The organism is Lysobacter brunescens, assembly GCF_042677005.1.
Classification (GTDB): domain Bacteria; phylum Pseudomonadota; class Gammaproteobacteria; order Xanthomonadales; family Xanthomonadaceae; genus Lysobacter_I; species Lysobacter_I brunescens.
Genome location: NZ_JBHTIF010000001.1, coordinates 1244609 through 1267476 on the forward strand (window position 1 = coordinate 1244609; position 22868 = coordinate 1267476).

Annotated in this window: 22 protein-coding genes; 15 read left to right on the forward strand and 7 right to left on the reverse strand. The window is 69.7% G+C overall.

Going from position 1 to position 22868, the window contains the following annotated elements:
• The first annotated feature begins 21 nt into the window (after nt 1-21).
• From hemN to ACFQ0E_RS05330, 3 genes are all read left to right on the forward strand, one after another.
• The gene (gene hemN, locus ACFQ0E_RS05320) at nt 22-1413 is read left to right on the forward strand and encodes an oxygen-independent coproporphyrinogen III oxidase (RefSeq protein WP_386822640.1); all 1392 of its coding nucleotides are present in this window, start codon (nt 22-24) and stop codon (nt 1411-1413) included.
• A gap of 185 nt (nt 1414-1598) precedes the next feature.
• Nucleotides 1599-2831, forward strand: coding sequence for a GGDEF domain-containing protein (locus ACFQ0E_RS05325; RefSeq protein WP_386822641.1), 1233 nt, complete (start codon nt 1599-1601; stop codon nt 2829-2831).
• A 55-nt stretch (nt 2832-2886) separates the two neighbouring features.
• A complete protein-coding gene (locus ACFQ0E_RS05330) occupies nt 2887-3303 on the forward strand; it encodes a SirB2 family protein (protein ID WP_386822642.1) in 417 nt (138 codons plus the stop codon).
• 19 nt (nt 3304-3322) lie between these two features.
• On the opposite strand, the gene ACFQ0E_RS05335 is transcribed toward ACFQ0E_RS05330, so the two are convergent.
• Nucleotides 3323-3526, reverse strand: coding sequence for a heavy-metal-associated domain-containing protein (locus tag ACFQ0E_RS05335; protein WP_386822643.1), 204 nt, complete (start codon nt 3524-3526; stop codon nt 3323-3325).
• A gap of 155 nt (nt 3527-3681) precedes the next feature.
• Between ACFQ0E_RS05335 and ACFQ0E_RS05340 the strand changes: the two genes are divergently transcribed.
• Entirely contained in the window at nt 3682-6150 is a 2469-nt protein-coding gene (locus ACFQ0E_RS05340) for a heavy metal translocating P-type ATPase (protein ID WP_386822644.1), read from the forward strand.
• A 10-nt stretch (nt 6151-6160) separates the two neighbouring features.
• Nucleotides 6161-6628 (forward strand): Cu(I)-responsive transcriptional regulator, encoded by a 468-nt coding sequence (gene cueR, locus ACFQ0E_RS05345; protein ID WP_386822645.1) that lies wholly within the window; start codon nt 6161-6163, stop codon nt 6626-6628.
• 16 nt (nt 6629-6644) lie between these two features.
• Here the strand turns inward: cueR and ACFQ0E_RS05350 are convergent, their stop codons facing one another.
• From ACFQ0E_RS05350 to ACFQ0E_RS05360, 3 genes are all read right to left on the reverse strand, one after another.
• Nucleotides 6645-8222, reverse strand: a complete 1578-nt coding sequence (locus ACFQ0E_RS05350; protein WP_386822646.1) for an ABC transporter permease — start codon at nt 8220-8222, stop codon at nt 6645-6647.
• Nucleotide 8223: 1 nt separating this feature from the next.
• On the reverse strand, nt 8224-9105 hold the full coding sequence (locus tag ACFQ0E_RS05355; RefSeq protein WP_386822647.1) for an ABC transporter ATP-binding protein: 882 nt from the start codon (nt 9103-9105) through the stop codon (nt 8224-8226).
• Nucleotides 9106-9254: 149 nt separating this feature from the next.
• Nucleotides 9255-9680 (reverse strand): SpoIIAA family protein, encoded by a 426-nt coding sequence (locus ACFQ0E_RS05360; protein ID WP_386822648.1) that lies wholly within the window; start codon nt 9678-9680, stop codon nt 9255-9257.
• A gap of 154 nt (nt 9681-9834) precedes the next feature.
• Between ACFQ0E_RS05360 and ACFQ0E_RS05365 the strand changes: the two genes are divergently transcribed.
• The 3 genes from ACFQ0E_RS05365 to ACFQ0E_RS05375 all read left to right on the forward strand — a co-directional run bounded on the left by ACFQ0E_RS05365 (nt 9835) and on the right by ACFQ0E_RS05375 (nt 12308).
• The gene (locus ACFQ0E_RS05365; RefSeq protein ID WP_386822649.1) at nt 9835-11331 is read left to right on the forward strand and encodes a hypothetical protein; all 1497 of its coding nucleotides are present in this window, start codon (nt 9835-9837) and stop codon (nt 11329-11331) included.
• Between the two features lie 50 nt (nt 11332-11381).
• Nucleotides 11382-11705, forward strand: a complete 324-nt coding sequence (locus ACFQ0E_RS05370) for a thioredoxin family protein (protein ID WP_386822650.1) — start codon at nt 11382-11384, stop codon at nt 11703-11705.
• 246 nt (nt 11706-11951) lie between these two features.
• Complete coding sequence (locus tag ACFQ0E_RS05375; RefSeq protein ID WP_386822651.1) at nt 11952-12308, forward strand: EF-hand domain-containing protein; 357 nt, start codon at nt 11952-11954, stop codon at nt 12306-12308.
• A 186-nt stretch (nt 12309-12494) separates the two neighbouring features.
• Here the strand turns inward: ACFQ0E_RS05375 and ACFQ0E_RS05380 are convergent, their stop codons facing one another.
• The 3 genes from ACFQ0E_RS05380 to ACFQ0E_RS05390 all read right to left on the reverse strand — a co-directional run bounded on the left by ACFQ0E_RS05380 (nt 12495) and on the right by ACFQ0E_RS05390 (nt 14521).
• On the reverse strand, nt 12495-12962 hold the full coding sequence (locus ACFQ0E_RS05380; RefSeq protein WP_386822652.1) for a tRNA (cytidine(34)-2'-O)-methyltransferase: 468 nt from the start codon (nt 12960-12962) through the stop codon (nt 12495-12497).
• Nucleotides 12963-13035: 73 nt separating this feature from the next.
• Nucleotides 13036-13788 (reverse strand): hypothetical protein, encoded by a 753-nt coding sequence (locus ACFQ0E_RS05385; RefSeq protein ID WP_386822653.1) that lies wholly within the window; start codon nt 13786-13788, stop codon nt 13036-13038.
• Nucleotides 13789-13825: 37 nt separating this feature from the next.
• Nucleotides 13826-14521, reverse strand: coding sequence for an SDR family oxidoreductase (locus ACFQ0E_RS05390; protein ID WP_386822654.1), 696 nt, complete (start codon nt 14519-14521; stop codon nt 13826-13828).
• Nucleotides 14522-14789: 268 nt separating this feature from the next.
• On the opposite strand from ACFQ0E_RS05390, the gene ACFQ0E_RS05395 reads away from it, so the two are divergent.
• The 7 genes from ACFQ0E_RS05395 (at nt 14790) to ACFQ0E_RS05425 (ending at nt 22847) form a co-directional block, all read left to right on the forward strand.
• Nucleotides 14790-17645 carry a M16 family metallopeptidase gene (locus ACFQ0E_RS05395; RefSeq protein ID WP_386824045.1) on the forward strand — a complete coding sequence of 952 codons (2856 nt, stop codon included), beginning with the start codon at nt 14790-14792 and terminating at the stop codon, nt 17643-17645.
• Between the two features lie 146 nt (nt 17646-17791).
• Nucleotides 17792-18121, forward strand: a complete 330-nt coding sequence (locus ACFQ0E_RS05400) for a DUF4156 domain-containing protein (protein WP_386822655.1) — start codon at nt 17792-17794, stop codon at nt 18119-18121.
• Between the two features lie 147 nt (nt 18122-18268).
• Nucleotides 18269-19285: a 3-oxoacyl-ACP synthase III gene (locus ACFQ0E_RS05405; protein ID WP_137850430.1), complete on the forward strand. Its 1017-nt coding sequence runs from the start codon at nt 18269-18271 to the stop codon at nt 19283-19285.
• Nucleotides 19286-19595: 310 nt separating this feature from the next.
• Nucleotides 19596-20450, forward strand: a complete 855-nt coding sequence (locus tag ACFQ0E_RS05410) for a right-handed parallel beta-helix repeat-containing protein (protein ID WP_386822656.1) — start codon at nt 19596-19598, stop codon at nt 20448-20450.
• Nucleotides 20451-20696: 246 nt separating this feature from the next.
• A complete protein-coding gene (gene bacA / locus ACFQ0E_RS05415; RefSeq protein WP_386822657.1) occupies nt 20697-21329 on the forward strand; it encodes a biofilm formation regulator BacA in 633 nt (210 codons plus the stop codon).
• Nucleotides 21326-22087, forward strand: coding sequence for a PspA/IM30 family protein (locus tag ACFQ0E_RS05420; RefSeq protein WP_386822658.1), 762 nt, complete (start codon nt 21326-21328; stop codon nt 22085-22087). The genes bacA and ACFQ0E_RS05420 overlap by 4 nt, the downstream gene beginning before the upstream one ends.
• A gap of 73 nt (nt 22088-22160) precedes the next feature.
• Complete coding sequence (locus tag ACFQ0E_RS05425) at nt 22161-22847, forward strand: hypothetical protein (RefSeq protein ID WP_386822659.1); 687 nt, start codon at nt 22161-22163, stop codon at nt 22845-22847.
• Nucleotides 22848-22868: the final 21 nt, after the last annotated feature.

The following is a 22868-nucleotide window of genomic DNA, read 5'->3' on the forward strand; positions in this document are numbered from 1 at the left end:
CCCGGTGCGTACCTTGCGGCCATGATGCCGCGACTGACCTTCGACCCCGATCTGCTGCGCCGTTACGACCGGCCCGGCCCGCGCTACACGTCGTACCCGACGGCGCCGCAGTTCGGCCCGGACTTCGGCGAGGCCGAACTGCGGCGCGCCATCCAGGACAGCAACGGCGACCCGATTCCGCGCCGGCTGTCGCTGTATGTCCACGTGCCGTTCTGCCTCAGCCCGTGCTTCTACTGCGGCTGCAACCGGGTCATCACCCGCGACCGCAGCCGTGGCGACGCCTACCTGACCCATCTGTGCCGTGAGATCGCGGCGATCGCGCCGCTGTTCGACCGCGACCGCGAGGTCATCCAGCTGCACTTCGGTGGCGGCACGCCCAACTTCCTCAGCGCGACCCAGCTGCGCTGCACGGTCGACGTGCTGCGCCGGCATTTCCGCTTCAGCGACGCGCCCGATCGAGACATCTCGATCGAACTCGATCCGCGCACCGTGCTGCCGCAGGACATCGCCGAACTGGCGCAGGCCGGCTTCAATCGCGCCAGCCTCGGCGTGCAGGACTTCGACCCGGCGGTGCAGGACGCGGTGAACCGCGTGCAGGGCGTGGAGCAGACCCGCGCCGTGGTCGATGCCTGCCGCGCGCATGGCTTCCGCTCGGTCAACATCGACCTGATCTACGGCCTGCCGAACCAGACCGTCGACGGTTTCCGGCGCACGCTGGACACGGTGATCGCAATGCGTCCGGACCGCCTGGCGGTGTACAGCTACGCGCACCTGCCGGACATGTTCAAGGCGCAGCGCCAGCTCGACGCGCGCCTGCTGCCCGATGCCGAGACCAAGCTCGCACTGCTGCAGCTGGCCATCGAGACGCTGACCGCCGCCGGTTACGAGTACATCGGCATGGATCATTTCGCGCTGCCCGACGACGAACTGGCGCAGGCTCAGGCGCGCGGCGGGCTGCATCGCAACTTCATGGGCTACACCACCCATGCCGACAGCGACCTGATCGGCCTGGGCGTAAGCGCGATCAGCCATATCGGCACCAGCTTCAGCCAGAACCCGCGCGACCTGCCGGGCTGGCAGACCGCGCTGGACGAAGGTCGCCTGCCGGTGTTCCGCGGCATGTTCATGTCCGAGGACGACCAACTGCGCGCCGACCTGATCCAGCGTCTGATGTGCCAGGGCGAGATCCCGGCGTCGGCGCTGGAACGTCGCTACGGCATCGACTTCCGCGCGTATTTCGCGGATGCGCTGGCCCAGCTGGCGCCGCTGGCGAGCGATGGCCTCGTGCAGATCGGCGAGGACCGCATCGAAGTGACCGCGCGCGGGCGCCTGCTGCTGCGCAACATCGCGATGTGCTTCGACCACTACCTGCAGCGTCCGGTCGAACGTCCGCGGTTTTCGCGAGCGATCTGAGCCTCGTCGGAGGGCACTCGTTCGCGTCGCATTCGGTCGCAACGGGACGACGCGATCCAGGCGCGCGGAGCCATTGCGACGCCTGCAAGTGATTGATCGGCAGCCCGAATCATGCGCTTGCAGGACGGATGGCCTGCTTCTTGCTTGATCGTGTGGACCGTTCAAGGTCCACGCCATCCCCCGACATGCCGTCCTCGCTCGCCAACGAGCCGTCCCCCGTGGAGCCGCGCGCCGCGCCGCCGGCCGCGCAGGGCGCGCCCGTCGACGGCGGTCCTGTCGGCGAGGCCCCGGCCTGCGGACCGCCCCCGTCGCGGCTCGATGTCGAGCGCGAAGTCGGGATCGACAAGATCCGCGTTCTCCACCGCGAGGCCAGCCACAGCTTCGCCGGTTCGCTGGTCGCAGGCGTGCTCTGGGTCTCTGCCGTCTGGAGCAGCGCATCGCACGCCTGGCTCGTCGCATGGCTGGCGACGTTCGCGCTGGTCATGCTGGTGCGCTTGTCGCTGGTGCTGCACTACCGTGGTCGCAGGTCGGATGCTGCGGCCATGGCCAGCTGGTTCCGCGGCTACGCGATCACCGTCCTGGCGTCTTCGCTGATGTGGGGACTCGGCGCGCCGCTGCTGGTGCTGAACGCGCCGCTGCTGCAGGTCCTGGTGACCTTTTCCTTCCTGATCGGCCTGGCCGGCGCGTCACTGGTGGCGTACGGCCTGTTCCCGCGCTTCACCCTCCTGGTGATCGGCCTGCTGCTGCTGCCGATCGAGGTGGTGCTGTTCTTCTCCGACGACAGCGTCGCGCGCTGGGCCGCCGTCGCCGGCGTGCTGTTCGCGGTCAGCACCACGCGCAGCGTGTTCGCCTATGGCGCGCGCATGGACGAAAGCGTGCGCCAGACGCACCGGTTGCGCGAAGCCAACCGCATCGCGCAATGGCATGCCGAAACCGACGTGCTGACTGGCCTGAACAACCGCCGAGCCTTCACCGCCGCCGCGCGCGCGTTGATGCAGCTCGCCGCGCGCGAGGACAGTCGCGTCGCGATCCTGGTCATCGACCTGGACCACTTCAAGGACATCAACGACGGTCACGGCCATTCGGTCGGCGACGCCATGCTCGCCCATGTCGCCGACCTGATGCGCGCCGCGCTGCGCCGCTCCGACATCTGCGGGCGCCTGGGCGGCGACGAATTCGCGGTGCTGCTGCCGAACGCCACGTCCGAAGCCGCGCATGCGGTCGCGGAGAAGATCCGCGCGCTCGCGATGCAGACCACCGTCCCGCTGGACGGCCTGGAAGTGTCGGTCTGCCTGAGCATCGGCATCGCCTGCGGCACGGGCGAAGGTTTCGACGCGCTGCTGGCGCGCGCCGACCATGCCATGTACGAGGCCAAGCGCATGGGGCCGAACCGGATCGTCGCCGCTGCCGCGACGTGAGACCATGCAGCGCCCGCATGTGCGGGCGTCGTGACGTTTCCGCGAGGCATCGAACATGGATCCATCCGGACTGCTGGCCTGGTACCCGCAACTGCGCACCCTGCACATTGCCTGCGTGCTGCTCAGCGGCGCATTGTTCTTCGCACGCGGCACCAGCGTGCTGGCCGGCGCGGCCTGGCCCATGCGCAAACCCGTGCGCCTGACCAGCTACGCCATCGACAGCGTGCTGCTCGCCGCCGCGCTCGCGCTCGCCGCCATCCTGCCGGTTGCGATGTTCGCCAACGGCTGGCTCACCGCGAAGATCGTGCTGCTGTTCGTCTACATCGCCCTCGGCACCTTCGCGCTCAAGCGCGCCCGCACGCAACGTGCGAAAGCGCTGTGCTTCGCCGGCGCGGTCGCCGTCTTTCTGTTCATGATCTCCGTCGCCCGCGCGCATCATCCGCTGGGGGTGTTCGCGGGGTGGATGGGCTGAATCCCTCAGGGTAGAGCGCTCACCCCGCACCCCGCTCCCGCACCGTGTAGCCCGCGTGCGTGATCGCGTCGGCAGCGGCGTCGACGAGGATCGCGCCTTCGACGGTGACGATGCCCTGCGGGAGATCGACATCGACGCGGGCGTCGGGGTCGAGGGTGTGGATCGCGCGGGTGATGGCGCGGGCGCAGTGTCCGCAGGTCATGCCTTCGACTTCGAATTTCATGGGGTCCTCGCTGGGGGAGTGAATGGGCCGGCGCGTCGCCGGCCCGTGCAGCGTCGGGCTTGCCCCCGTGTCAGGGTCAAGCGGTCGCGTGCCGGGCTTGACCTTGCCATGATGGCAGGGTCGACGCTGGTCGCGGACCCGAACCGGAGACCGCCATGTCCACCGCATCCTTGCCTCCTTCCACCCCCGCTGCGGCGTCGCTGCGCTTGTCGATCGAGGGCATGACCTGCGCGAGCTGCGCCGGGCGCGTCGACCGCGCGCTGCGCGCCGTGCCGGGCGTCGAGGCCGTCGTCGTCAATCCGGTCACCCATGTCGCCGACGTGCGGCCCGTCACCGTGGATGCCCGCACGCTCGCCGAAGCCGTCGAGGCCGCCGGTTACTCGGTGACGCGCGGCGAGATCGCGCTGTGCATCGACGGCATGACCTGCGCATCCTGCGTCGGGCGCGTCGAGCGTGCGCTGCGCGCGGTGCCCGGGGTGATCGATGCCAGCGTGAACCTCGCGACCGAGCGCGCGCGGGTGGTCGTGCCGGCCGGTGACGACGAAGCCTTGATCGCGCGCCTGATCGCCGCCGTCGCCGATGCCGGCTATGTCGCGTCGCTGCCGGACGATGCGGCAGAAACATCATCATCCAGCGATACCGCGCATGCGCCGCGCCGCATGGATCGCGAACGCCTGCACCTGATCATCGCGATCGTGCTGACCCTGCCGCTGGTGCTGCCGATGCTGGCGCTGCCGTTCGGCAAGCACTGGATGCTGCCGGGCTGGCTGCAGCTGCTGCTGGCGACGCCGGTGCAGTTCTGGCTGGGCGCGCGCTTCTACCGTGCGGCCTGGGGCGCGCTGAAGGCACGCAGCGGCAACATGGACCTGCTGGTCGCGCTGGGTACGACCGCCGCGTACGGGCTGAGCGTCTTCCACCTGTGGCAGGGGCCTGCGCACCACGGCGAACGGCCGCTGTATTTCGAGGCCTCGGCCGTGGTGATCGCGCTGGTGCTGCTGGGCAAGTGGCTGGAGGCGCGCGCCAAGCGCCAGACCACCAAGGCGATCCGCGCGCTGCAGGCGCTGCGTCCGACGCATGCGCGCGTGCGTCGCGACGGTCGCGAGATCGAGGTGCGCGCGGCCGAGGTGGTGGTCGGCGATGTGGTGGTCGTGCGGCCGGGCGAACGCATCCCGGTCGATGGCACCGTGCTCGAAGGCGATACGCATGCCGACGAATCGCTGATCACCGGTGAATCGCTGCCGGTGGCGAAGGGCGTGGGTGACCGCGTGACCGGTGGTGCGGTGAACGGCGAGGGCTTGATCGCGGTGACCACCACGGCGGTCGGCACGGAAAGCGCACTGGCGCGCATCGTGCGGCTGGTCGAGGACGCGCAGGCGGCGAAGGCGCCGATCCAGAAGCTCGTCGATCGCGTGAGCGCGGTGTTCGTGCCGGTCGTGGTCGTGCTGGCGCTGCTGACCCTGCTCGGCTGGGGCCTGTTCGCCGGCGACTGGAACACGGCGATCCTCAACGCGGTGGCGGTGCTGGTCATCGCCTGTCCGTGCGCGCTGGGCCTGGCCACGCCGACCGCGGTGATGGCCGGCACCGGCGTGGCCGCGCGCGCCGGCATCCTGATCAAGGACGCCGAGGCGCTGGAAGTCGCGCATGCGGTGCGTACCGTCGCCTTCGACAAGACCGGCACGCTGACCGAAGGCCGGCCAGTGCTGGTCGCGCAGGTCGCGGTGGATGGCGATGACGACGCCCTGCTGATGCGGTCAGCGTCGCTGCAGCAAGGCAGCGAACATCCGCTGGCGAAGGCGGTGCTGGCCGCGTTCGCGGCATGCAGCGAGGGTGACGGCGCTGCGCCGACGGCGCGCGACGTGCGCGCGGTGGCCGGTCGCGGCCTGCGCGGCACGGTCGACGGCCGCGCGCTGCTGCTCGGCAGCCGGCGGATGATGGCCGAGGCCGGCATCGACATCGCGCCGCTCGCCGCGCGCGCCGATGCGTTGGCGCACGAGGGCTGCACGGTGTCCTGGCTGGGCGAGGCTGGTCTTGGCGAGGCGGGCGAGAGCGCGCCGCAGCTGCACGGCCTGCTCGCGTTCCGCGACCCGCCGCGCGCGCACGCCGCGCAGGCCATCGCCGAACTGCGCCGACTCGGCGTGCGCACGGTGATGATCTCCGGCGACAACGCCGGTGCCGCCGGCGCGGTCGCGCGCGCGCTGGGCATCGACGACGTGCGCGCCGACGTGCTGCCGGAACAGAAGGCCGATGCGGTGCGCGCACTGGCCCGCGATGGCCGCGTGGCGATGGTCGGCGACGGCATCAACGATGCGCCGGCGCTGGCGGCGGCCGATGTCGGCATCGCGATGGGTACCGGCACCGACGTGGCGATGCACGCCGCCGGCATCACCCTGATGCGCCCGGAGCCCGGCCTGGTCGCCGACGCGCTGGACGTGTCGCGGCGTACGGTGCGCAAGATCCGCCAGAACCTGTTCTGGGCCTTCGCCTACAACGTCGTCGGCATTCCGCTGGCCGCGCTGGGCCTGCTCGATCCGGTGGTCGCCGGCGCGGCCATGGCGTTCTCGTCGGTCAGCGTCGTGTCCAACACCCTGCTGCTGCGGCGCTGGTCGCCGCGGCGCATCGCCTGAGGTCGTCGCCATGCCTGCACGCACCACCCGCAGCCCACGTCCGGAACTCGCCGAAGCGCGCGGCCAGGGCCTGCACAACATCGGCGAGGCCGCTGCGTCCACCGGCGTCAGCCAGAAGATGATCCGTCACTACGAACGCATCGGCCTGCTGCCCGAGGTCGGCCGCACCTTCGCCGGCTATCGCCTCTACGCCGAGGCGGACCTGCACCGGTTGCGCTTCATCAAGCGGGCGCGCGATCTCGGCTTTTCGATCAAACAGATCGAAGCGCTGCTCGGTCTGTGGGACGACCGCTCGCGGGCCAGCGCCGAGGTGAAGGCGATGGCCCGCGCGCATTCGCGCGAGCTGGGCGAGAAGATCGCGCAGATGCAGGCGATGCAGCGCACGCTCGATGCGCTGGCAACGCGCTGCCACGGCGACGATCGCCCCGACTGCCCGATCCTCGACGACCTGGCCGACGGGCCGGCATCGAAGGACTGATCCGCAGGCGGCAGCGTCAACGTCGCGCCAGTCGCGGCCAGGCCCAGGCCAGCAGCAGCCAGGCCGGCAGCAGGCCGATGGCGTGCACGGTGAGGGTCCACGCCGGCTGCGTGGTCACCGCGAGCAGTGCCGCGCCCTGCAGGCAGACATAGGCCACGCACAGCATCAGCAGTTCGAACGGGCGGGGGTTGCGGCACAGGGCGCCGAGGCAGAGGCCCCAGCTGGTGATCGACAGCATCGCGGCCAGCGCGGCGAGTGCGGACAGCGGTTCGCTGGCGACCAGCCGCAGCATCGCCGGCAGGCTCAGCGCGAGCAGCATCGCGAAGCCGACGAGGAAGCGCGCGGCGAGCAGCCGCGGCAGCGCGTTCGGTGCGGTGAACACCAGCGCACCGGTGCCGTGGTCGCGTTCGCGCAGCACACCGCGCGCCAGCACGTCCAGCGGCAGTACCCAGGCGAGCAGCAGGCCGACGCGCATGCCCTCGGGTGCGCCGAATTGCGCACCCATCACGCCCAGCGCCGCGAGCCACCACCACCACGCGCGCTGGCGCAGGACGAGCTTGAGTTCGGCGACGGCGAGGATGCCCAGCGGTCCGCGCGCGAAGGGATCGAGCGCGCGGTCGAAGAGGCGGTGCAGCCAGCGCAGCGCGCGTCCGCCCCCGCTGCGCGCCTTCGTCTTGCCCAGACCGCGCGCGGCGGCCCAGTCCAGCAGCGGCGCTGCCGCCAGCGTGCCCAGCATCGCGAGCAGCAGCCACAGCGCGCGGCTCGCGACGAGCTTGCCCTCGGGATGCCACGTTGGCCAGTCGAAGAATTCGGACGTCTCGGTGACGCGATCCCCGCCGAGGTTGAACCCGAACGGCAGCGCCTTGCCGGTCTGTGCCTCGCGCACGCGGCTGAACTCGCGCGCGGCGACGATCATGCCGCTGGGATCGCTGGTCCAGCCCTGCGGCTGGGGTCGGCCCTTGCCGTCCTGGCCGGCCACCGACAGCGTCAGCATCGTCGTCCACACGATGAAGAACAGCACGTTGCCGCCGGTGCGTCGCAGCCATGGCACCAGGTCGAACCAGATCGCGAACATCGCGGTCAGCGCGAGGCTGGGCACGCTGAGCAGCAGCAGCGGTTTCACCAGTTCGAGGAGATCGATGTGGCGGTCTTCGGCGCGCACCCACTGCGCGACCAGCGCGACGACCACGCCGGTCAACATGATCGCGCCGAACACCACCATGTGGCTGGCCCACTTCGCGAGCAGGTAGCCGCCGCGCGTCATTGGCGTGGCGACCAGCAGCTGCCACACGCGGGTCTCGAAATCGCGGGTCAGCGTGCCGCGCACCAGGTAGAAGCCGACGAGGTTGAGCAGCAGGCTGCTGTAGATCAGGCCCAGGCCCATGCCCATCCAGCCGCTGGAGTAACGGCCGCGCGAACCGTCGACGAGCGACAGCGTGCTGTAACCCGCGTCGACCGGCGGAAAACACCACCAGGTCGCGGCGGTCATCACCGCGAGCACCACCCAGAAGCGCGGCGTGCGCATCCGCTCGCGCAGGTCGGCGAGCAGGATCGCGAACACGCGCTGGAAGGCGCTCATGTCGAGCATGCCCATGTCAGTGCGCCTCCGCGCCGGTCAGCCAGGTGTAGGCGTCCTCCAGTTCCGGCGCGACGCACTGCGCGTCGGCATCGGGTGCGTGATCCGCCAGCACGCGCACGCGGATGCCGTCCGGGCGGCGCAGCGATGCGCAGAGCTTGAAGCGCTGGCGTACCTCGGCCAGGCGTTCCGGTGCGATCGTCCATTCCCACACATGGCCCTCGGCGCGGGCGATCAGCTGTTCCGGCGTGCCGTGGAAGCGCAGTTCGCCGGTGGTCATCACCGCGATGCTGGTCGCGCTGGCCTCCACGTCGGAGACGATGTGCGTCGAGAGGATGACCAGGCGTTCGCCGGCCAGGTCGGTGAGCAGGTGGCGGAAGCGCATGCGTTCTTCCGGATCGAGGCCGACCGTGGGTTCGTCGACGATCAACAGGGCCGGATCGTTCAGCAGCGCCTGGGCGATGCCGACGCGCTGGCGCATGCCGCCGGAGAAATCGCCGAGGCGGCGGTCGGCGGCGTCGCCCAGGCCGACCATCGACAGGCAGGCGTCGACGCGGTCGCGCGCCTTCGCCCCGGACAGGCCCTTCACCGCGGCGAGGAAGCCGAGGAACTCGCGCGCGCTCAGCGCCGGGTAGACCCCGAAATCCTGCGGCAGGTAGCCCAGACTGGTGCGCAGGGCGTCGGGTTCGCGGGCGATGTCGATGCCGTTCCAGGTGATCCGCCCGGCGCTGGGCCGGGTCATTGTCGCCAGCATCCGCATCAGCGTGGACTTGCCGGCGCCGTTCGGACCGAGCAGGCCGAGGATGCCCGGCCCCAGGTCCAGGTCCAGGCCGTTCACGGCGGCCTGGCGGCTCGAATAACGATAAGTAACTGATTCCAATGAAAGCGCGCAGTGCGTCATGAGCCCATCCCCATGCGGACGACCCGCCGACGGCAGGCCTTCATCCCCAAGTGCACAGGTAATGTAGTTAACTACAACACCTAGTCACATGGGCCGAAAGGCAGGGGGCGGGGCGTGGGGAGGCGCGCAGGGCCGGACCCGGGCCGGGCTCAATCGTCGGCGGTGCCGAACAGCAGCCAGCGCTCGGCGTTGGCTTCGTCGCCGAAGATGCGGACATTGATGCCGACGCTGCGGCCCTGGATCTCGGCGTGCTCCATCGCCGGCAGGAAGGCCGTGGTGGGCTCGATCACCGCGATCCGCTCGAAATGCGCGGCATCGGCGCTGAACAGGCCGGCCATCTCGGCGAGCTCGTCCGGAGTGGCCGGCGTGCCCTTCTTGCGATCCAGCACCAGCAGCCTGCGCTCGCCGCGTTCGCGCGCGGTCGCGACGATCTCGCGCCAGTAGGCGATGCGCACGTCCTGCGCGTCGATGTCGCCGGAAACCTGGACCCGCAGGAAGCCGTCCGCATGCGCGAACGACAGCCGATAGGCCGGTGCCTGCGCGCGGGACGCGTCTCCGGGCTGTTCCTTGTCCATGCGGGCTTCCTTCCGTCGTCGGCGCACAGGATACGCCGCCCGTCGCGTGATCCGCTTCACGGACGCCCGGATCGCCTGTGCCATGCTTGCGGGCGTTGGCGCGGGGGGCGTCGACGGTCCGCACATCGTCCGCAGGCTGCGTCACGGAGCGCTCATGTCCAATCCCCTCGCCGCAGTGTCGTTCCTCGCCCTGGCGTGCATCGCGTCGCAGGTGTCGGCGCGCACCTACACCGTCGGCCCGGCGGGCCGCGAATACACGCAGCTGTCGGCGGTGTTCAACGGCAACGACCTCGCGCCGGGCGACATCGTCGAGGTCGACGGCAACGCGACCTACACCAGCGTGATCGTCGGCGAGGACGACGGCGGCGCGTCCGGCAATCCGGTGATCATCCGCTGGCGACGCGTCGCCGGCGCCAGCCGGCCGGTGATTGCGGGCGGCACGCACAGCATCAAGTTCCAGCGCTCGAACCATGTCGTGTTCGAAGGCTTCGAAGTACGCGGCGGCACCAGCACCTGCGTCCTCAGCGAGGCCCACGACATCACCGTGCGCGACGCCGTGATCCACGCCTGCCCGGGCCACGGCATCCTCGGCGCGGACCTCAACTCGGGTTCGTTCACGCTGGAATACAGCGAGGTCTACGACGCCGGCAGCGGCAGCACGCGCCATCCGATCTACATGCAGTCCGACGAGATGGCGTACCCGGGCTCGGTGTTCCGCATGCGCTACAACTACGTGCACAGCGGCAACGGCGGCAACCTGCTGAAGAACCGCCACGAGCGCGCCGAGATCCATTCCAACTGGTTCGAGGGTTCGGTCTACCAGGAAATCGAACTGATCGGCCCCGATTGCGAGACCCAGGCGAGCGGCTGGACGCGCGCGACGAGACGCGAGGACGCCGAGCTGCTCGACAACGTCATCGTCCACACCTCGACCAGCTGGCCGCACGCGATCCGTATCGGCGGCGACCTCAACGGTGCCAGCGACGGCCGCGTGCGCATGGTCGGCAACACCTTCCTCTTCGACCGTCCCGGCGCGGCCACCGCCGTGTACGTGCAGCTCGGCGCAGGCAGCGTTGAGATGCACAACAACGCGATCTTCCAGACCGGCGGTGCGGCGCCGGCGATCCTGCGCGAGAACACCACGGCCTCGACGCCGGTATGCGCGCCGTACGTCACCACGCCCTGGAGCGGTGCGCGCAGCGTGTCCGGCACGCGCAACTGGGTGCAGTCGACCGCGACCTTCGTCCCGCCGGAATGGACATCCACTGTCACCGGCACCGATCCGCTGTTCCGCGATGTCGCCCAGCGCAACCTGCGTCCGTCGCCGAACAGCCCGCTGCGCAACGCCGGCGCGAACAGGCCGCCGTCGCCGCAGGCCTTCCCGATGCCGTGGCCGCTGCCGGCGGTGCGCTACGACGCGCCACCGCGCGCGAAGCTGGCGCCGGGCGATCGTCGCGCGCGCATCCCGCAGGGCTATTTCACGATGGACATCGGCGCTCTGGAGGAGGTCGACATCGACAGCCTGATCGGCCCGTTCGAGCTGCCCGGCTCCGCGCCGCTGCTGCGCCCGCGTCCGTCCGCGACGTCACCGGCGACACTGACGCGGCCCGTGCCGCAGGCGCGGCCACCGCGCACCGCGCCGTCGCGTTGACGGCGGCGACAGGTCATCATGCGCGCCTGGTCAAGCAGGAGCGCGCATCGATGCCCTATTCAGCAGAATTCGCCGCAGCCGAACCCTCGCGTGTCGAGGTCGATGCCTGGCCCGGTCTGACCGCGATCGAATTCGGCGCGCCGTGGTGCCCGCACTGCATCGATGCGCAGCCGCTGTTCGAAGCCACGCTCGCCGCGCGGGCCGACATCCGTCACCTCAAGATCGAGGACGGCCCAGGTCGTCCGCTCGGCCGCTCGTTCCGCATCAAGCTGTGGCCCACGCTGGTGCTGCTGCGCGACGGCGTCGAAGTCGCGCGCGTGGTGCGGCCGACGGTGCAGGCGGAGGTCGATGCGGTGATCGCAGCTGCAGGTTGACGCGATCACCTGTGAAGGTTGTGTTCGATTCAGCGTGATGAACGCGTCGATGGCGCGGTTTTTCCTGCGGAACATCACGATTTCGCGCTTCGCTTCGCACGAAACGGCGGCGTGTTGGTTAAGCGCGCGTTGCGTTCATGTTCGCGGCGTGGAATCGATTCATCGCGTCGCTCGCATGGTGTGTCCCGAACGGTTCTTCCCCCGATCCACGAACCGCTCGACATGACCCCTGACTGGAGAAACGACATGACCCGTAGCAACCGCGCATCCCTGTCCGCCCTGCTCATCCTGTCCGCCGCCTGCGCCATGCCGCTGGCGTTCGCGCAGCAGACGACCCCGCCGACCAGCGAGACCGGAGCACAGCCGCAGCAGAGCACCGACGCCGCCACCCCGGCTGCAGCACCGGCGAAGAAGTCCTGGTCCGATCTCGATGTGGACAAGAACGGTTCGCTGAGCAAGGACGAGGCCAGCAACATCCCGTCGCTGCAGGCCGTGTTCGACCAGGCTGACAGCAATGCCGACGGCGCCCTGACCGGCGAGGAGTACAAGACCTACCTCGCATCGAATGGCAAGGGCCAGGCGAAGTCCGACACCCAGCGCTGATCCAGCGGCGCTGAAGGCATCACCGGCGGGCGAAGCGCGCACCGTCGGGCGTCACGGAAGGTGACGTCACGGCCTCGCCGCTGCGAGGTCCGGGAAAAACGGGCGGGCACCGGGACGGGTGCCCGCCCGTTGTGCATTCAGGGGGCATGGATCACGTGGTCGCGATCGCGGGATGGAAACGGGGATTCAGCTCGACGCGCCGGCGAACCCTGCCTGTCGCCAGGCTTCGAACACCACCACCGCCACCGCGTTCGACAGGTTGAGGCTGCGATTGCCCGGCTGCATCGGCAGGCGCAGGCGGTGCTCGTCCGGGATCGTCGCGAGGACGGCATCCGGCAGGCCGCTGGTCTCGCGGCCGAAGAGGAAGGCGTCGCCGGCCGCAAACGCGACGCGGTCGTAGCGCGTCGAATTGCGCGTGCTCAGCGCGAACAGCCGCGTCGGCGCGATCGTCGCCAGCGCCTCGTCGAGCGAATCGTGCACCTGCATCGAGGCGTATTCGTGGTAGTCCAGGCCGGCGCGACGCAGGTGCTTGTCGTCGATCTCGAATCCGAGCGGGCGGATCAGGTGCAGGCGCGCGCCGGTGTTCGCGCACAGGCGGATGACGTTGCCGGTGTTCGGCGGGATCTCGGGCTGGTACAGCAGGACATGGAACATGGCGGCGTCGAGCGTGCGCGATTCGTGGCGACGGGTGGCGACATGCTACAGGCCGTGCCGTGCGCCGCGACGCTCAGCCGCCCAGCGCGCAGGTCGCCAACGGCACCCCGGACGCGGTCTGCCATTCGCGCGGATCGGCCGCGCGTGGCGCCGAAGGAAACACGATCTCGGCTTCGATCTGGTCCCCGCGCGCGTCGCGGATGTTGGTCAGGCCGATGAAGCGGCGCAGCTGGCGCTGGTCGTCGTACTCGACGCGGATCGGCGGTGCGAGTCGTCCGAGCAGGCCGTCCAGCCGCAGTTCGAAGCGATGCGGGTCGCCGGCATCGCGCGCCGGCTGGCCGCGCACCTTGAACGACAGGCTGCGGCCGTAGGACGGCACCGCGAACGCGATCACCTGCGGCTTGCCCGAAGTCGCGGCGGTCCAGTGCCGGCGCAGGTATTCGTCGAATCCCGCATCCGCGACCAGCGGCCCGCCCGGCGGCGACAGCGCGCGTGGCGCGTCGTCGCCGCTCCACACCAGGATGCGATCGCCCTGCCGGCGCAGGCCCTCGCGATGGCCGCGCGCATCGACCAGTTCGAAGTCCGGGGCCAGCGTGGAGCGGCGGTAATCGATCCGCTTGCGCGCGAAGGCGCGGCCGTCGGGGCAGCGATACAGCACCAGTCGTTCGACCGGCCGGTCGCCGTCCTTGCGGATCAGGTGGCTCTCCCGGTACAGCAGGCGGGACCGGTCGGGCGATCGTGCATCGCCGTCCACGGCCAGCAGGGTGGCGTGGGCGGGCAGGACGGCGAGCAGGCAGGGCAGGGCGAGGAGAAGTGTCCGGATCATGCCCGTGGGTACGGGCCGTCCGGTGCCGGCGGATGCGCTACCAGGCCATCGCTTCGCCGCGCCAGTCGATGAACCGGCCGCTGTCCTCGATGCCGGCGGCGTCGATCACCCGCAGCAGGCCCTCGACCGACTGCGTCGCGGTGATCTGCGCGCCCGGGCCGCCCATGTCGGTCTGCACCCAGCCCGGGCACAGCGCCAGCACGACGATGCTGCGGGGCCGCAGGGCGTGCGCCAGCTGCACGGTGGCCATGTTCTGCGCGGCCTTGCCCATGCAGTAGCCCGGCGAACGGAATTCGCTGCGGGTGGCCAGCGAGGACATCATCGAAGAGATGTTGGCCACGCGCGCGCCGTCGGCCAGGACCGGCGCCAGGGCCTCGGTCAGCAGCAGCGGGCCGAGGGCGTTCACGCGCAGGCTGTCTTCCAGCAGCGCCTGCGACAGGTGGCCGAAACGCTCGCCCGAGTGCAGCACGCCGGCGTTGTTGACCAGCAGGTCCAGGCGCTCGCAGACCAGCGGCAGCTCGCGGACCAGCTCGGCGCGCGACTTCTCCACGGCCACGTCCAGCGGCAGCACGCGCAGGCGGCCCGGATACTCGCCGGCCAGGGTGTTCAGGGCCGTGGCCTTGCCGGGGTGGCGGCAGGTGGCGACGACGCGGTCGCCGCGCGCCAGCAGCTGGCGGACGCATTCAAGGCCGATGCCGCGGTTCGCGCCGGTGACGAGGGCGTGTCGTGCCATGCGGGGCTCCTGGGCGTGGGCGGTCGGGCGTGGCAGCCGGGACTTGTGGCCTAGTGCCAGCCCGGGGCCGGATCGCTAGCATGCAACGCTCGCTGACCTGTGTCCAAAGCCCGCCCGGGCGGCCGCAGGCCGGCGTTTGTCCGTTGCCGCCGCCTGCCCTGTCCGGACCACGCGGCTGCCCAGATCACGTTCGCAGGAGATCCGCATGTCCCTCGCCCGCTCCATCAAGCCGGCATCCAAGACCGGCGCCCGTACGGCCCGCCTCGGCATGGCCCGCACGTTCCGCGCCGGCCTGCTCGCCTTCGCGCTCGCCACCGCCCTCGGCGGCACCGCCTCGCTGATGTCCGCCCCGGCCCTGGCCAAGACCGCCGCCGGCCCGCGCGTCGACATCCCGTACGAAAGCTTCACCCTGCCCAACGGTCTGCGCGTGGTGGTCCACACCGACCGCAAGGCGCCGATCGTGGCGGTGAACGTCTGGTATCACGTGGGCAGCAAGGACGAGCCGGAAGGCCGCAGCGGCTTCGCGCACCTGTTCGAACACCTGATGTTCAACGGCTCCGAGAACCATCCGGGCGAGTTCTTCGAGCCCTTCGAACTGGTCGGCGCGACCGACCAGAACGGCACCACCAACCAGGACCGCACCAACTACTTCCAGAACGTGCCGACCACCGCGCTGGACATGGCGCTGTGGATGGAGTCCGACCGCATGGGCCACCTGCTCGGCGCGATCGACCAGAAGACCCTGGACGAGCAGCGCGGCGTGGTCCAGAACGAGAAGCGCCAGGGCGAGAACCAGCCCTATGGCCAGGTCTGGGACCTCCTCGGCAAGGCGATGTACCCCAAGACCCATCCCTACGGCCACAGCGTCATCGGCTCGATGGCCGACCTCAACGCGGCCTCGCTGGATGACGTGAAGACCTGGTTCCGCGCCTGGTACGGCCCGAACAACGCCGTGCTGGTGCTCGCCGGCGACATCGATCTGGCGACCGCGAAGGAAAAGGTCACGAAGTACTTCGGCCACATCCCGGCCGGCCCGACCATGGCCCAGCCGAAGGTCGACGTGGCGCCCCTGAAGGCCGATTCGCGCGCCACCCTCACCGACAAGGTGCCGCAGACCCGCATCTACCGCGTCTGGAACGTGGCCCAGGCCGGCACCGTCGACATCGACCGCCTGTCGCTGTTCGCGCAGGTGCTCGGCGGCAGCCGCGCCTCGCGCCTGGACCAGCGCCTGTTCTTCAACGACAAGCTGGTCGACAGCGTCTCGGCCAGCGCCGACTACTCGCAGCTGAGCTCGAACTTCGTGATCGTCGCGACCGTGAAGAAGGGCGTGGACCCGGCGAAGGTCGAGGCCGCGATCGACGAGGAGCTGAAGAAGCTGCTCGCCGAAGGTCCGACCCAGGTCGAACTCGACCAGGCCCGCGCCGTGGTCGAGGCCGGCTTCATCCGTGGCGTCGAGCGCATCGGCGGCTTCGGCGGCAAGGCCGACGTGCTGGCCGAGTGCACCGTCTACACGGGCAACCCCGGTTGCTTCCGCACCAGCCTGCGGACCATCGAGACCACCACGGCGGCGCAGGTGAAGGCTGTCGGCAATACCTGGCTGGGCACCGGCAAGGGCAGCCACACCCTCACCGTCCTCCCGGGCGAGCGCACCCCGCTGGCCGAAGACCCGGCGGCCACGCCCAAGCCCTTCGCCCTGCCGGCGGTCGACAAGAAGTACCGCACGGTCGAGACCGGCGTGGACCGCTCGAAGGGCGTGCAGGTGCCCAGCGAATTCCCCGACCTGAAATTCCCCTCGCTGCAGCGCGCCACGCTGAAGAACGGCACGCAGGTGATCCTCGCCGAACGCCCCGGCGTGCCGGTGGTGCAGATGAGCTACCTCTTCGGTGGCGGCTACGTCGCCGACCAGGGCGGCAAGCTGGGCACCTCGGGCTTCGCCATGGGCATGCTCGACGAGGGCGCGGGCGAGTACGACGCCATCGCCTTCGGCAACCGCGCCGAAGTGCTGGGCGCCAACCTCGGCGCCGGCGCCAGCCTCGACGGCACCAGCGCCGGCCTGTCCGCACTGAAGAAGAATCTCGACGGTTCGGTCGCGCTGTTCGCCGACATGCTGCGCCGTCCGCGCTTCGACCAGGCCGAAATGGACCGCGTGAAGGCGACGTGGATCGCCGGCATCGCCCAGGAAAAGGCCCGTCCCAACGGTGCCGCGATGCGCGTCCTGCCGCCGCTGCTCTACGGTGAAGGCCATCCCTACGCCATCCCGTTCAGCGGCACCGGCACCGAGGCCTCGATCGCCTCGCTCACCGCCGCCGACCTGCGCGCCTACCACGCCCGCTGGGTGCGTCCGGAAGGCGCGACGCTGGTCGTCGTCGGCGACACCACGCTCGCCGAGATCGTCCCGGTGCTGGAAAAGCACTTCGGCGACTGGAAGGGCGAGGGTGAAGGCCGCAGCAATGCCGCCATCCCCACGGTGGCCCTGCCGAAGAAGCCCCGCGTGTTCCTGATCGACCAGCCCGGCGCGGTGCAGGCCAACATCTACGTCGGCCAGCTCGCCCCGTCCAGCAAGGACCCGGGCGCGGTGAAGTTCGACATCGCCAATTCGGTGCTCGGCGGCGAGTTCTCCTCGCGCCTGAACATGAACCTGCGCGAGGACAAGCACTGGGCCTACGGCTCGTACAGCTCGGCCAGCAGCGCGCTGGGCCAGCGTCCGTGGATGGCCTTCGCCGCGGTGCAGATCGACAAGACCGCCGATTCGCTGAAGGAACTGCGTCGCGAGATCACCGAGTACGCCACCGGCAAGGCGCCGCCGAAGCCGGAGGAAGTGGCGAAGATCCAGGCCACCGAGATCCGTGGCCTGCCGGGTTCGTACGAGACCGCCAGCGCCGTGCTCGGCACCCTGGGCGGCATCGTCCGCTTCGACCGTCCCGACGACTACGTCTTCCAGCGCAAGGCCGAGGTCGAAGGCCTCACCGTCGACCAGATCAAGGCCGCCGCCGCGACGATCGACCCCGAGGCCCTGACCTGGGTGGTGGTCGGCGATCTCAAGCAGATCGAGAAGCCGGTCCGCGACCTCAAGTTCGGCGAGGTCTCGATCATCGACGCCGACGGCAAGCCCGCCCGCAAGTGACCATGAGCGCCTACGGCTTCAGGGCCGCGCGGGCGGCTGATATGAGTGAATCGATAGTGCTTTGATCGCTTCCCGCCTTGTGACGTTCACGCGATGCCCGCCATCATGGCGGGCATCGCGTTTCCGTCGCCTGCCCGGAGTCCCCGATGTCCCTGTTCCGTGCGTCGTGCCGTGCCTCTTCGATCCTCTCCCTCGGCCTGCTCCTCGGCGGCTGCACCTGGGTGCACATGGCACCGGGCGCCAGCCAGGTGCGGGTCCTGGCCCAGCCGCCATCCGGCTGCGAGAAGCGCGGCGAGGTCGAAGTCTCGGTGAAGGACGGCCTCGGCCCCTACGAACGCAACCCGCTCCGCGTCCGCGACGAGCTGGAGACCCTGGCCCGCAACGAAGCCCCCGGCATCGGCGCCGACACCGTCCAGCCGCTCGCCCCGCCGGTCGATGGGGCCCAGCGCTTCGCGGCCTGGCGCTGCCGGAAATAGGCCCTGCCCGCCTCCCGCAGCTTGCTTTCCGGGGCGAAATCCGCTGCCGGTGGCCAAAAATGCGACAGCCGGAGCCTTTTTTGCATGCGCCCGGGTATCGAAGGCGGTAACCTATACGGTTCCTGACTGTCTCATGGCCCTTCGCCCATGCTGTTCCAACACGTCGCCATCGCCGGCCTGGCCCACATCGACGCTCCGCGTCAGCTCACCAGTGCCGAGATCAACGCCCGTCTCAAGCCGACGCTGGATCGTCTCGGCATCAAGGCCAATGTCCTGGAAGACGTCGCCGGCATCCACGCCCGTCGCCTCTGGGACGACGACGTGCAGGCGTCCGACGCCGCGACCCTCGCGGGTGTGAAAGCCCTGGCCGACGCCGGCATCGACCCCTCGCGGATCGGCCTGCTGGTCAACACCTCGGTCAGCCGCGACTACCTGGAGCCGTCCACGGCCAGCATCGTCAGCGGCAACCTCGGCCTGCCCGACACCTGCCAGAACTTCGACGTGGCCAATGCCTGCCTCGCGTTCCTCAACGGCATGGACATCGCCAGCCGGATGATCGAACGCGGCGAGATCGACTATGCCCTGATCGTCGATGGCGAAACCGCGAACCTCGCCTACGAGAAGACCATCGAGCGCATGACCCGCCCGGATGCGACCGAGGAAGAGTTCCGCAACGAAATGGCCACCCTGACCCTCGGCTGCGGCGCCGCCGCCATGGTCCTGGCCCGCGCCGAGCTGGCCCCGGGCGCACCGCGCTACCGCGGCGGCGTCACCCGCGCCGCCACGCAGTGGAACACCCTCTGCCGCGGCAACCTCGATCGCATGGTCACCGACACCAAGATGCTGCTCACCGAAGGCCTGAAGCTGGCGCAGAAGACCTTCATCGCCGCCAAGCAGGCGCTGGGCTGGGCCGTCGACGAGATGGACGAATTCGTCATCCACCAGGTCAGCAAGGTCCACACCCAGGCCTTCATCCAGGCCTTCGGCATCGACCCCAAGAAGGTCCTGACCATCTTCGGCGAGCACGGCAACATCGGCCCGGCCTCGGTGCCGATCGTGCTGAGCAAGCTGCGCGAGATGGGCCGCCTGAAGAAGGGCGATCGCGTCGCCCTGCTCGGCATCGGCTCCGGCCTGAACTGCTCGATGGCGGAAGTCGTCTGGTAAGCGCACCCGCTGCCTGCGCCCAAGCGCCCCACGAAACCCCGGCTCCGGCCGGGGTTTTCGTTTGTGGGCCCACGACGACCGCGCGTCTTCTGCAGCGCGGAGAAACCGCCCAGTCCCAGGCTGTGACACGGCGCCCCGGGACAATGGCGCATCGGCACGCGAGGGCCATGAGGCCCGTTCCTGCAGGACGCAATCGCGTGCCGATGTCCTGCCCGCCCCGCTTCCGATGCCGACGATGGCGCCGTCGTCGGCTCGGCCGCGAGGGTTCGGCAGGACCACTTTCGGACGTTTTCACATCGCAGGGAATTTCATGACCAAGATCGTCTTCAGCGGCCTCCTCGCACTTCTCGCCTCGTCCGCGCTGCCCGCCCAGGCGCAGGGCGCATCCTGTACGCAGTGGATCGACACGCTGCCCGTCGACATCAACGCGCCCGGCCATTACTGCCTGCGCAACAGCATCGACACCGGCCTGGCCGGCGGGGCCTTCAACATCAACGCCAGCGGCGTCACGCTGGATTGCCGCGGTCGCGGCGTGCGTCATGTCGATGCCGACAACGATGCCTTCGGCATTGTCGCCGGTGGTTTCGGGCCGGTGACCGACGTGACGGTGCGCAACTGCAAACTGATCGGTTTCGCCACCGGCATCGTGTTCTCGCCGGGCAGCGAGCGCGTGCAGATCGTCAACAACGACATCGTGCGCGCCCGCTACGACGGCATCAGCCTGTGGGGCAGGGATTCGAAGATCATCGGCAACCGCATCCTCGAAGGTCGCGCCGCCACGGGCCTGGACTACGCGCGCAACATCACGGTGTCCGCGTTCCAGCCCGGCACGCCGTCCACCGGCAACGTCATCAGCAACAACCTGGTGTCCGGCGGCGCCGACAACGGCCGCATCTGGGGCATCCGCGTCGACTTCTCCAACGGCGCGGTGGTGCATGGCAACGAGATCGTCGGGCTCAGGCCGAACGCAGGCGGTTTCGCGGTCGCCATCCAGATCGACGGCAGCGATGCGCAGGTGAGCAACAACGTGATGAGCGGCGGCGAAGGCACCCAGTTCGGCATCGCCGGTGCGCCCGCGCTCTGCACGCGCAACATCGCGCTCGGCATGACCAGCGCGGGCTTCGCGTCCTGCGTCCGGTCGGTCAACGACATCGAGCAGCCGTGAGCCATGGAGGGCGTCGCCGGTTCGCCGGCGGCGCCCTCGTTCCGTCGGCGGTATCGCGAGCGCAGGCGTGCGCCCTGCTGGCCGCGTCGTTGACGGCGAGAAACCTTTCCGAACCCGGGATCGGTGTCGCTTCCCTCCACGGAAGCGCACCTGGCCCCGTTGCCGCTGGCCGGGCTGCCGCCGTTCGTCCGGAACATCACATGTGATGAATTGACAGATATCACATGTGACATTCATGATCCGTCCATGGAACGCCGCAGCTCCGCCTTCTACCAGCGCCGACACCGCGACCGACTGCGCGAGCAGGGGCTGGTGAAGAAGGAACTGTGGGTGTTGCCTGAATACGCCGACGAACTGGCGGCGGTGGAGCGCCGGATGCGGCAGCCCCGGGGTCCGGCGGCCGTCGTGGCGACGATGCAAGCGGAAGGAGGCGGAGCGATGCCCGACAAGACCCTGTGGACAGCGACGGCCCTGTGCGACGCCCTCGCGGCCAGCGACCGCGTGCGCCTGGGTGCGATCAGCGTCGAACTGATCGAAGGCGCCGAGCCCGGCCTCTACCTGACCATGCACGACTACGGCGACCTGCCGCTGTACATGGCCGTGGTCGGCCGGCAGATCATCGTCGAAGCGATGCTGTGGCCGGTGTCGCAGGTCCGCGATCCCGTCGGTTTCAACGAAGAGCTGCTGCGCACCCACAAGCTGTTCCCGCTGTCGACGCTGGGCATCGAAACCATCGACGGCGAAGCGGTCTACATCATGTTCGGCGCGCTGAGTTCCGCGTCTTCGCTCGCCGACGTGCTGTTCGAAGCCGAAACCCTAGCCGACAATGTCATCCGCGCCACCGAAGCATACGAATGGCATCTGCGGGAGGCTGCGTGAGCACGAAGCCGCAAGGGCGCCGCAAGGCGCAGCCGCAAGCCGATACCGCTGCCGCGCCGGAGCCGTCCGCGCTGTGGCGGCGCCTGGTCACCGCCGTGCGCGGCGGCGTCACCGGGCTGGGCGAGGCGATCGCCGACAGCCAGGCGCTGCGCATCCTCGACGAGGAAATCCGCGACAACGACGCCGAGCTGCGCCGCGTGCGCGCCACGCTGGCCGAGACCATGGCGCGCTGCAAGGTCGCGCAGGAGCGGCTGGCTGCGGCGAACGCCAAGCTCGCCGAGTACGAAGGCTACGCGCTGAAGGCGCTGAAGTCGGGCGAAGAGCAGCTGGCGCGCGACGTCGCGGGGCACATCGCCCTGCTCGAGATCGAACGCGACGGTCATGCCCGCCAGGTCGGCGAACTGACCGAGGGCGTCGCGCATCTGCGCAAGGTCGTGGTGCAGTTCGAGGCGACCATCGGCCGCCTCAAGCAGCAGGTCGACACCGTGCGCGCCACCGAGACCGTGCAGCGCGCGCAGGCGGCGATGGCCTCGCGCCGACGCGATGCCGATGGGCGCGTGCGCACCGCGCTGGATTCGCTGGAACGGATCAAGCGGCGCCAGGCCGAGCGCGACATCCGGCTGGACGCCGCCAGGATCGAGGACGGCGAGGCGCTCGATGCCTCGCTGGAGGCGCGGCTGCGACGCGCCGGCATCATCGCGGAGGAAGATCGCACCGAGGCGGTGCTGTCACGCCTGAAGGATCGCCGCGACGAATGACGGTGAAGACGAGGACGAAGAAGGGCATGGGGCGGCTGGCGCCGAACGGCGCCGCAACGAAAGGGGAGGCGGAATGGAAGTGTTCCTGAGGGTCGTGACATCGTTCCCGACCGTCGTGTACAGCGTGCTGCTGCTGGTGGTGACCGTGCACTGGTTGCTCTCGGCCATGGGCATTCTCGAACTCGATGCCCTCGATGGCCTGTTGCCCGACGACATCGGCACGGACGGCCTGCATGGTGCGCATGGCGCCCATGGTTCGCACGGTTCGCATGGCGACCACGGCAGCTTCGGCGGTTTCCTGATGAAGTTCGGCCTGCATGGCGTGCCGGTGATGGTGGTGTTCACGATCATCGCCATCGTCGGCTGGTCGTTCTGCTTTCTGGTCGATCTGCACGTGATCAGCGCGATGCCCGAAGGTATCGGCGCGATGCTGGCCGGGATCGCGACGATGATCGGCGGGCTGCTGCTGTCGATCCCGGTCGCACGGATGGTGTTGACGCCGGTGCGTCGCCTGCTGCGCCGCTATGAACCGGTGACGCAGCGTCCGCTGCTCGGCCGCTACGCCGAAGTGCGCAGCCCGGAGATCACGCAGACGCACGGCACCGCCTGGGTCGACGATGGCGGGGCCGGACTGATCCTGCAGGTGCGCTGCGACGTGTCCGGCCGTTTCGTGCGCGGCGACCGCGTCGTGCTGATCGAATACCTGGATGAGCAGAACGCCTACCGGGTGACGTCGCCGGCGGAATTCGAAGAGATATGACACCCAGTCCGCAAGCCGGGA

Coding starts and splice junctions, on each gene's coding strand:
- hemN (WP_386822640.1), top strand. CDS start 22: ATGATGCCGCGACTGACCTTCGACCCCGATCTGCTGCGCCGTTACGAC.
- ACFQ0E_RS05325 (WP_386822641.1), top strand. CDS start 1,599: ATGCCGTCCTCGCTCGCCAACGAGCCGTCCCCCGTGGAGCCGCGCGCC.
- ACFQ0E_RS05330 (WP_386822642.1), top strand. CDS start 2,887: ATGGATCCATCCGGACTGCTGGCCTGGTACCCGCAACTGCGCACCCTG.
- ACFQ0E_RS05335 (WP_386822643.1), bottom strand. CDS start 3,526: ATGAAATTCGAAGTCGAAGGCATGACCTGCGGACACTGCGCCCGCGCC.
- ACFQ0E_RS05340 (WP_386822644.1), top strand. CDS start 3,682: ATGTCCACCGCATCCTTGCCTCCTTCCACCCCCGCTGCGGCGTCGCTG.
- cueR (WP_386822645.1), top strand. CDS start 6,161: ATGCCTGCACGCACCACCCGCAGCCCACGTCCGGAACTCGCCGAAGCG.
- ACFQ0E_RS05350 (WP_386822646.1), bottom strand. CDS start 8,222: ATGGGCATGCTCGACATGAGCGCCTTCCAGCGCGTGTTCGCGATCCTG.
- ACFQ0E_RS05355 (WP_386822647.1), bottom strand. CDS start 9,105: ATGACGCACTGCGCGCTTTCATTGGAATCAGTTACTTATCGTTATTCG.
- ACFQ0E_RS05360 (WP_386822648.1), bottom strand. CDS start 9,680: ATGGACAAGGAACAGCCCGGAGACGCGTCCCGCGCGCAGGCACCGGCC.
- ACFQ0E_RS05365 (WP_386822649.1), top strand. CDS start 9,835: ATGTCCAATCCCCTCGCCGCAGTGTCGTTCCTCGCCCTGGCGTGCATC.
- ACFQ0E_RS05370 (WP_386822650.1), top strand. CDS start 11,382: ATGCCCTATTCAGCAGAATTCGCCGCAGCCGAACCCTCGCGTGTCGAG.
- ACFQ0E_RS05375 (WP_386822651.1), top strand. CDS start 11,952: ATGACCCGTAGCAACCGCGCATCCCTGTCCGCCCTGCTCATCCTGTCC.
- ACFQ0E_RS05380 (WP_386822652.1), bottom strand. CDS start 12,962: ATGTTCCATGTCCTGCTGTACCAGCCCGAGATCCCGCCGAACACCGGC.
- ACFQ0E_RS05385 (WP_386822653.1), bottom strand. CDS start 13,788: ATGATCCGGACACTTCTCCTCGCCCTGCCCTGCCTGCTCGCCGTCCTG.
- ACFQ0E_RS05390 (WP_386822654.1), bottom strand. CDS start 14,521: ATGGCACGACACGCCCTCGTCACCGGCGCGAACCGCGGCATCGGCCTT.
- ACFQ0E_RS05395 (WP_386824045.1), top strand. CDS start 14,790: ATGGCCCGCACGTTCCGCGCCGGCCTGCTCGCCTTCGCGCTCGCCACC.
- ACFQ0E_RS05400 (WP_386822655.1), top strand. CDS start 17,792: ATGTCCCTGTTCCGTGCGTCGTGCCGTGCCTCTTCGATCCTCTCCCTC.
- ACFQ0E_RS05405 (WP_137850430.1), top strand. CDS start 18,269: ATGCTGTTCCAACACGTCGCCATCGCCGGCCTGGCCCACATCGACGCT.
- ACFQ0E_RS05410 (WP_386822656.1), top strand. CDS start 19,596: ATGACCAAGATCGTCTTCAGCGGCCTCCTCGCACTTCTCGCCTCGTCC.
- bacA (WP_386822657.1), top strand. CDS start 20,697: ATGGAACGCCGCAGCTCCGCCTTCTACCAGCGCCGACACCGCGACCGA.
- ACFQ0E_RS05425 (WP_386822659.1), top strand. CDS start 22,161: ATGGAAGTGTTCCTGAGGGTCGTGACATCGTTCCCGACCGTCGTGTAC.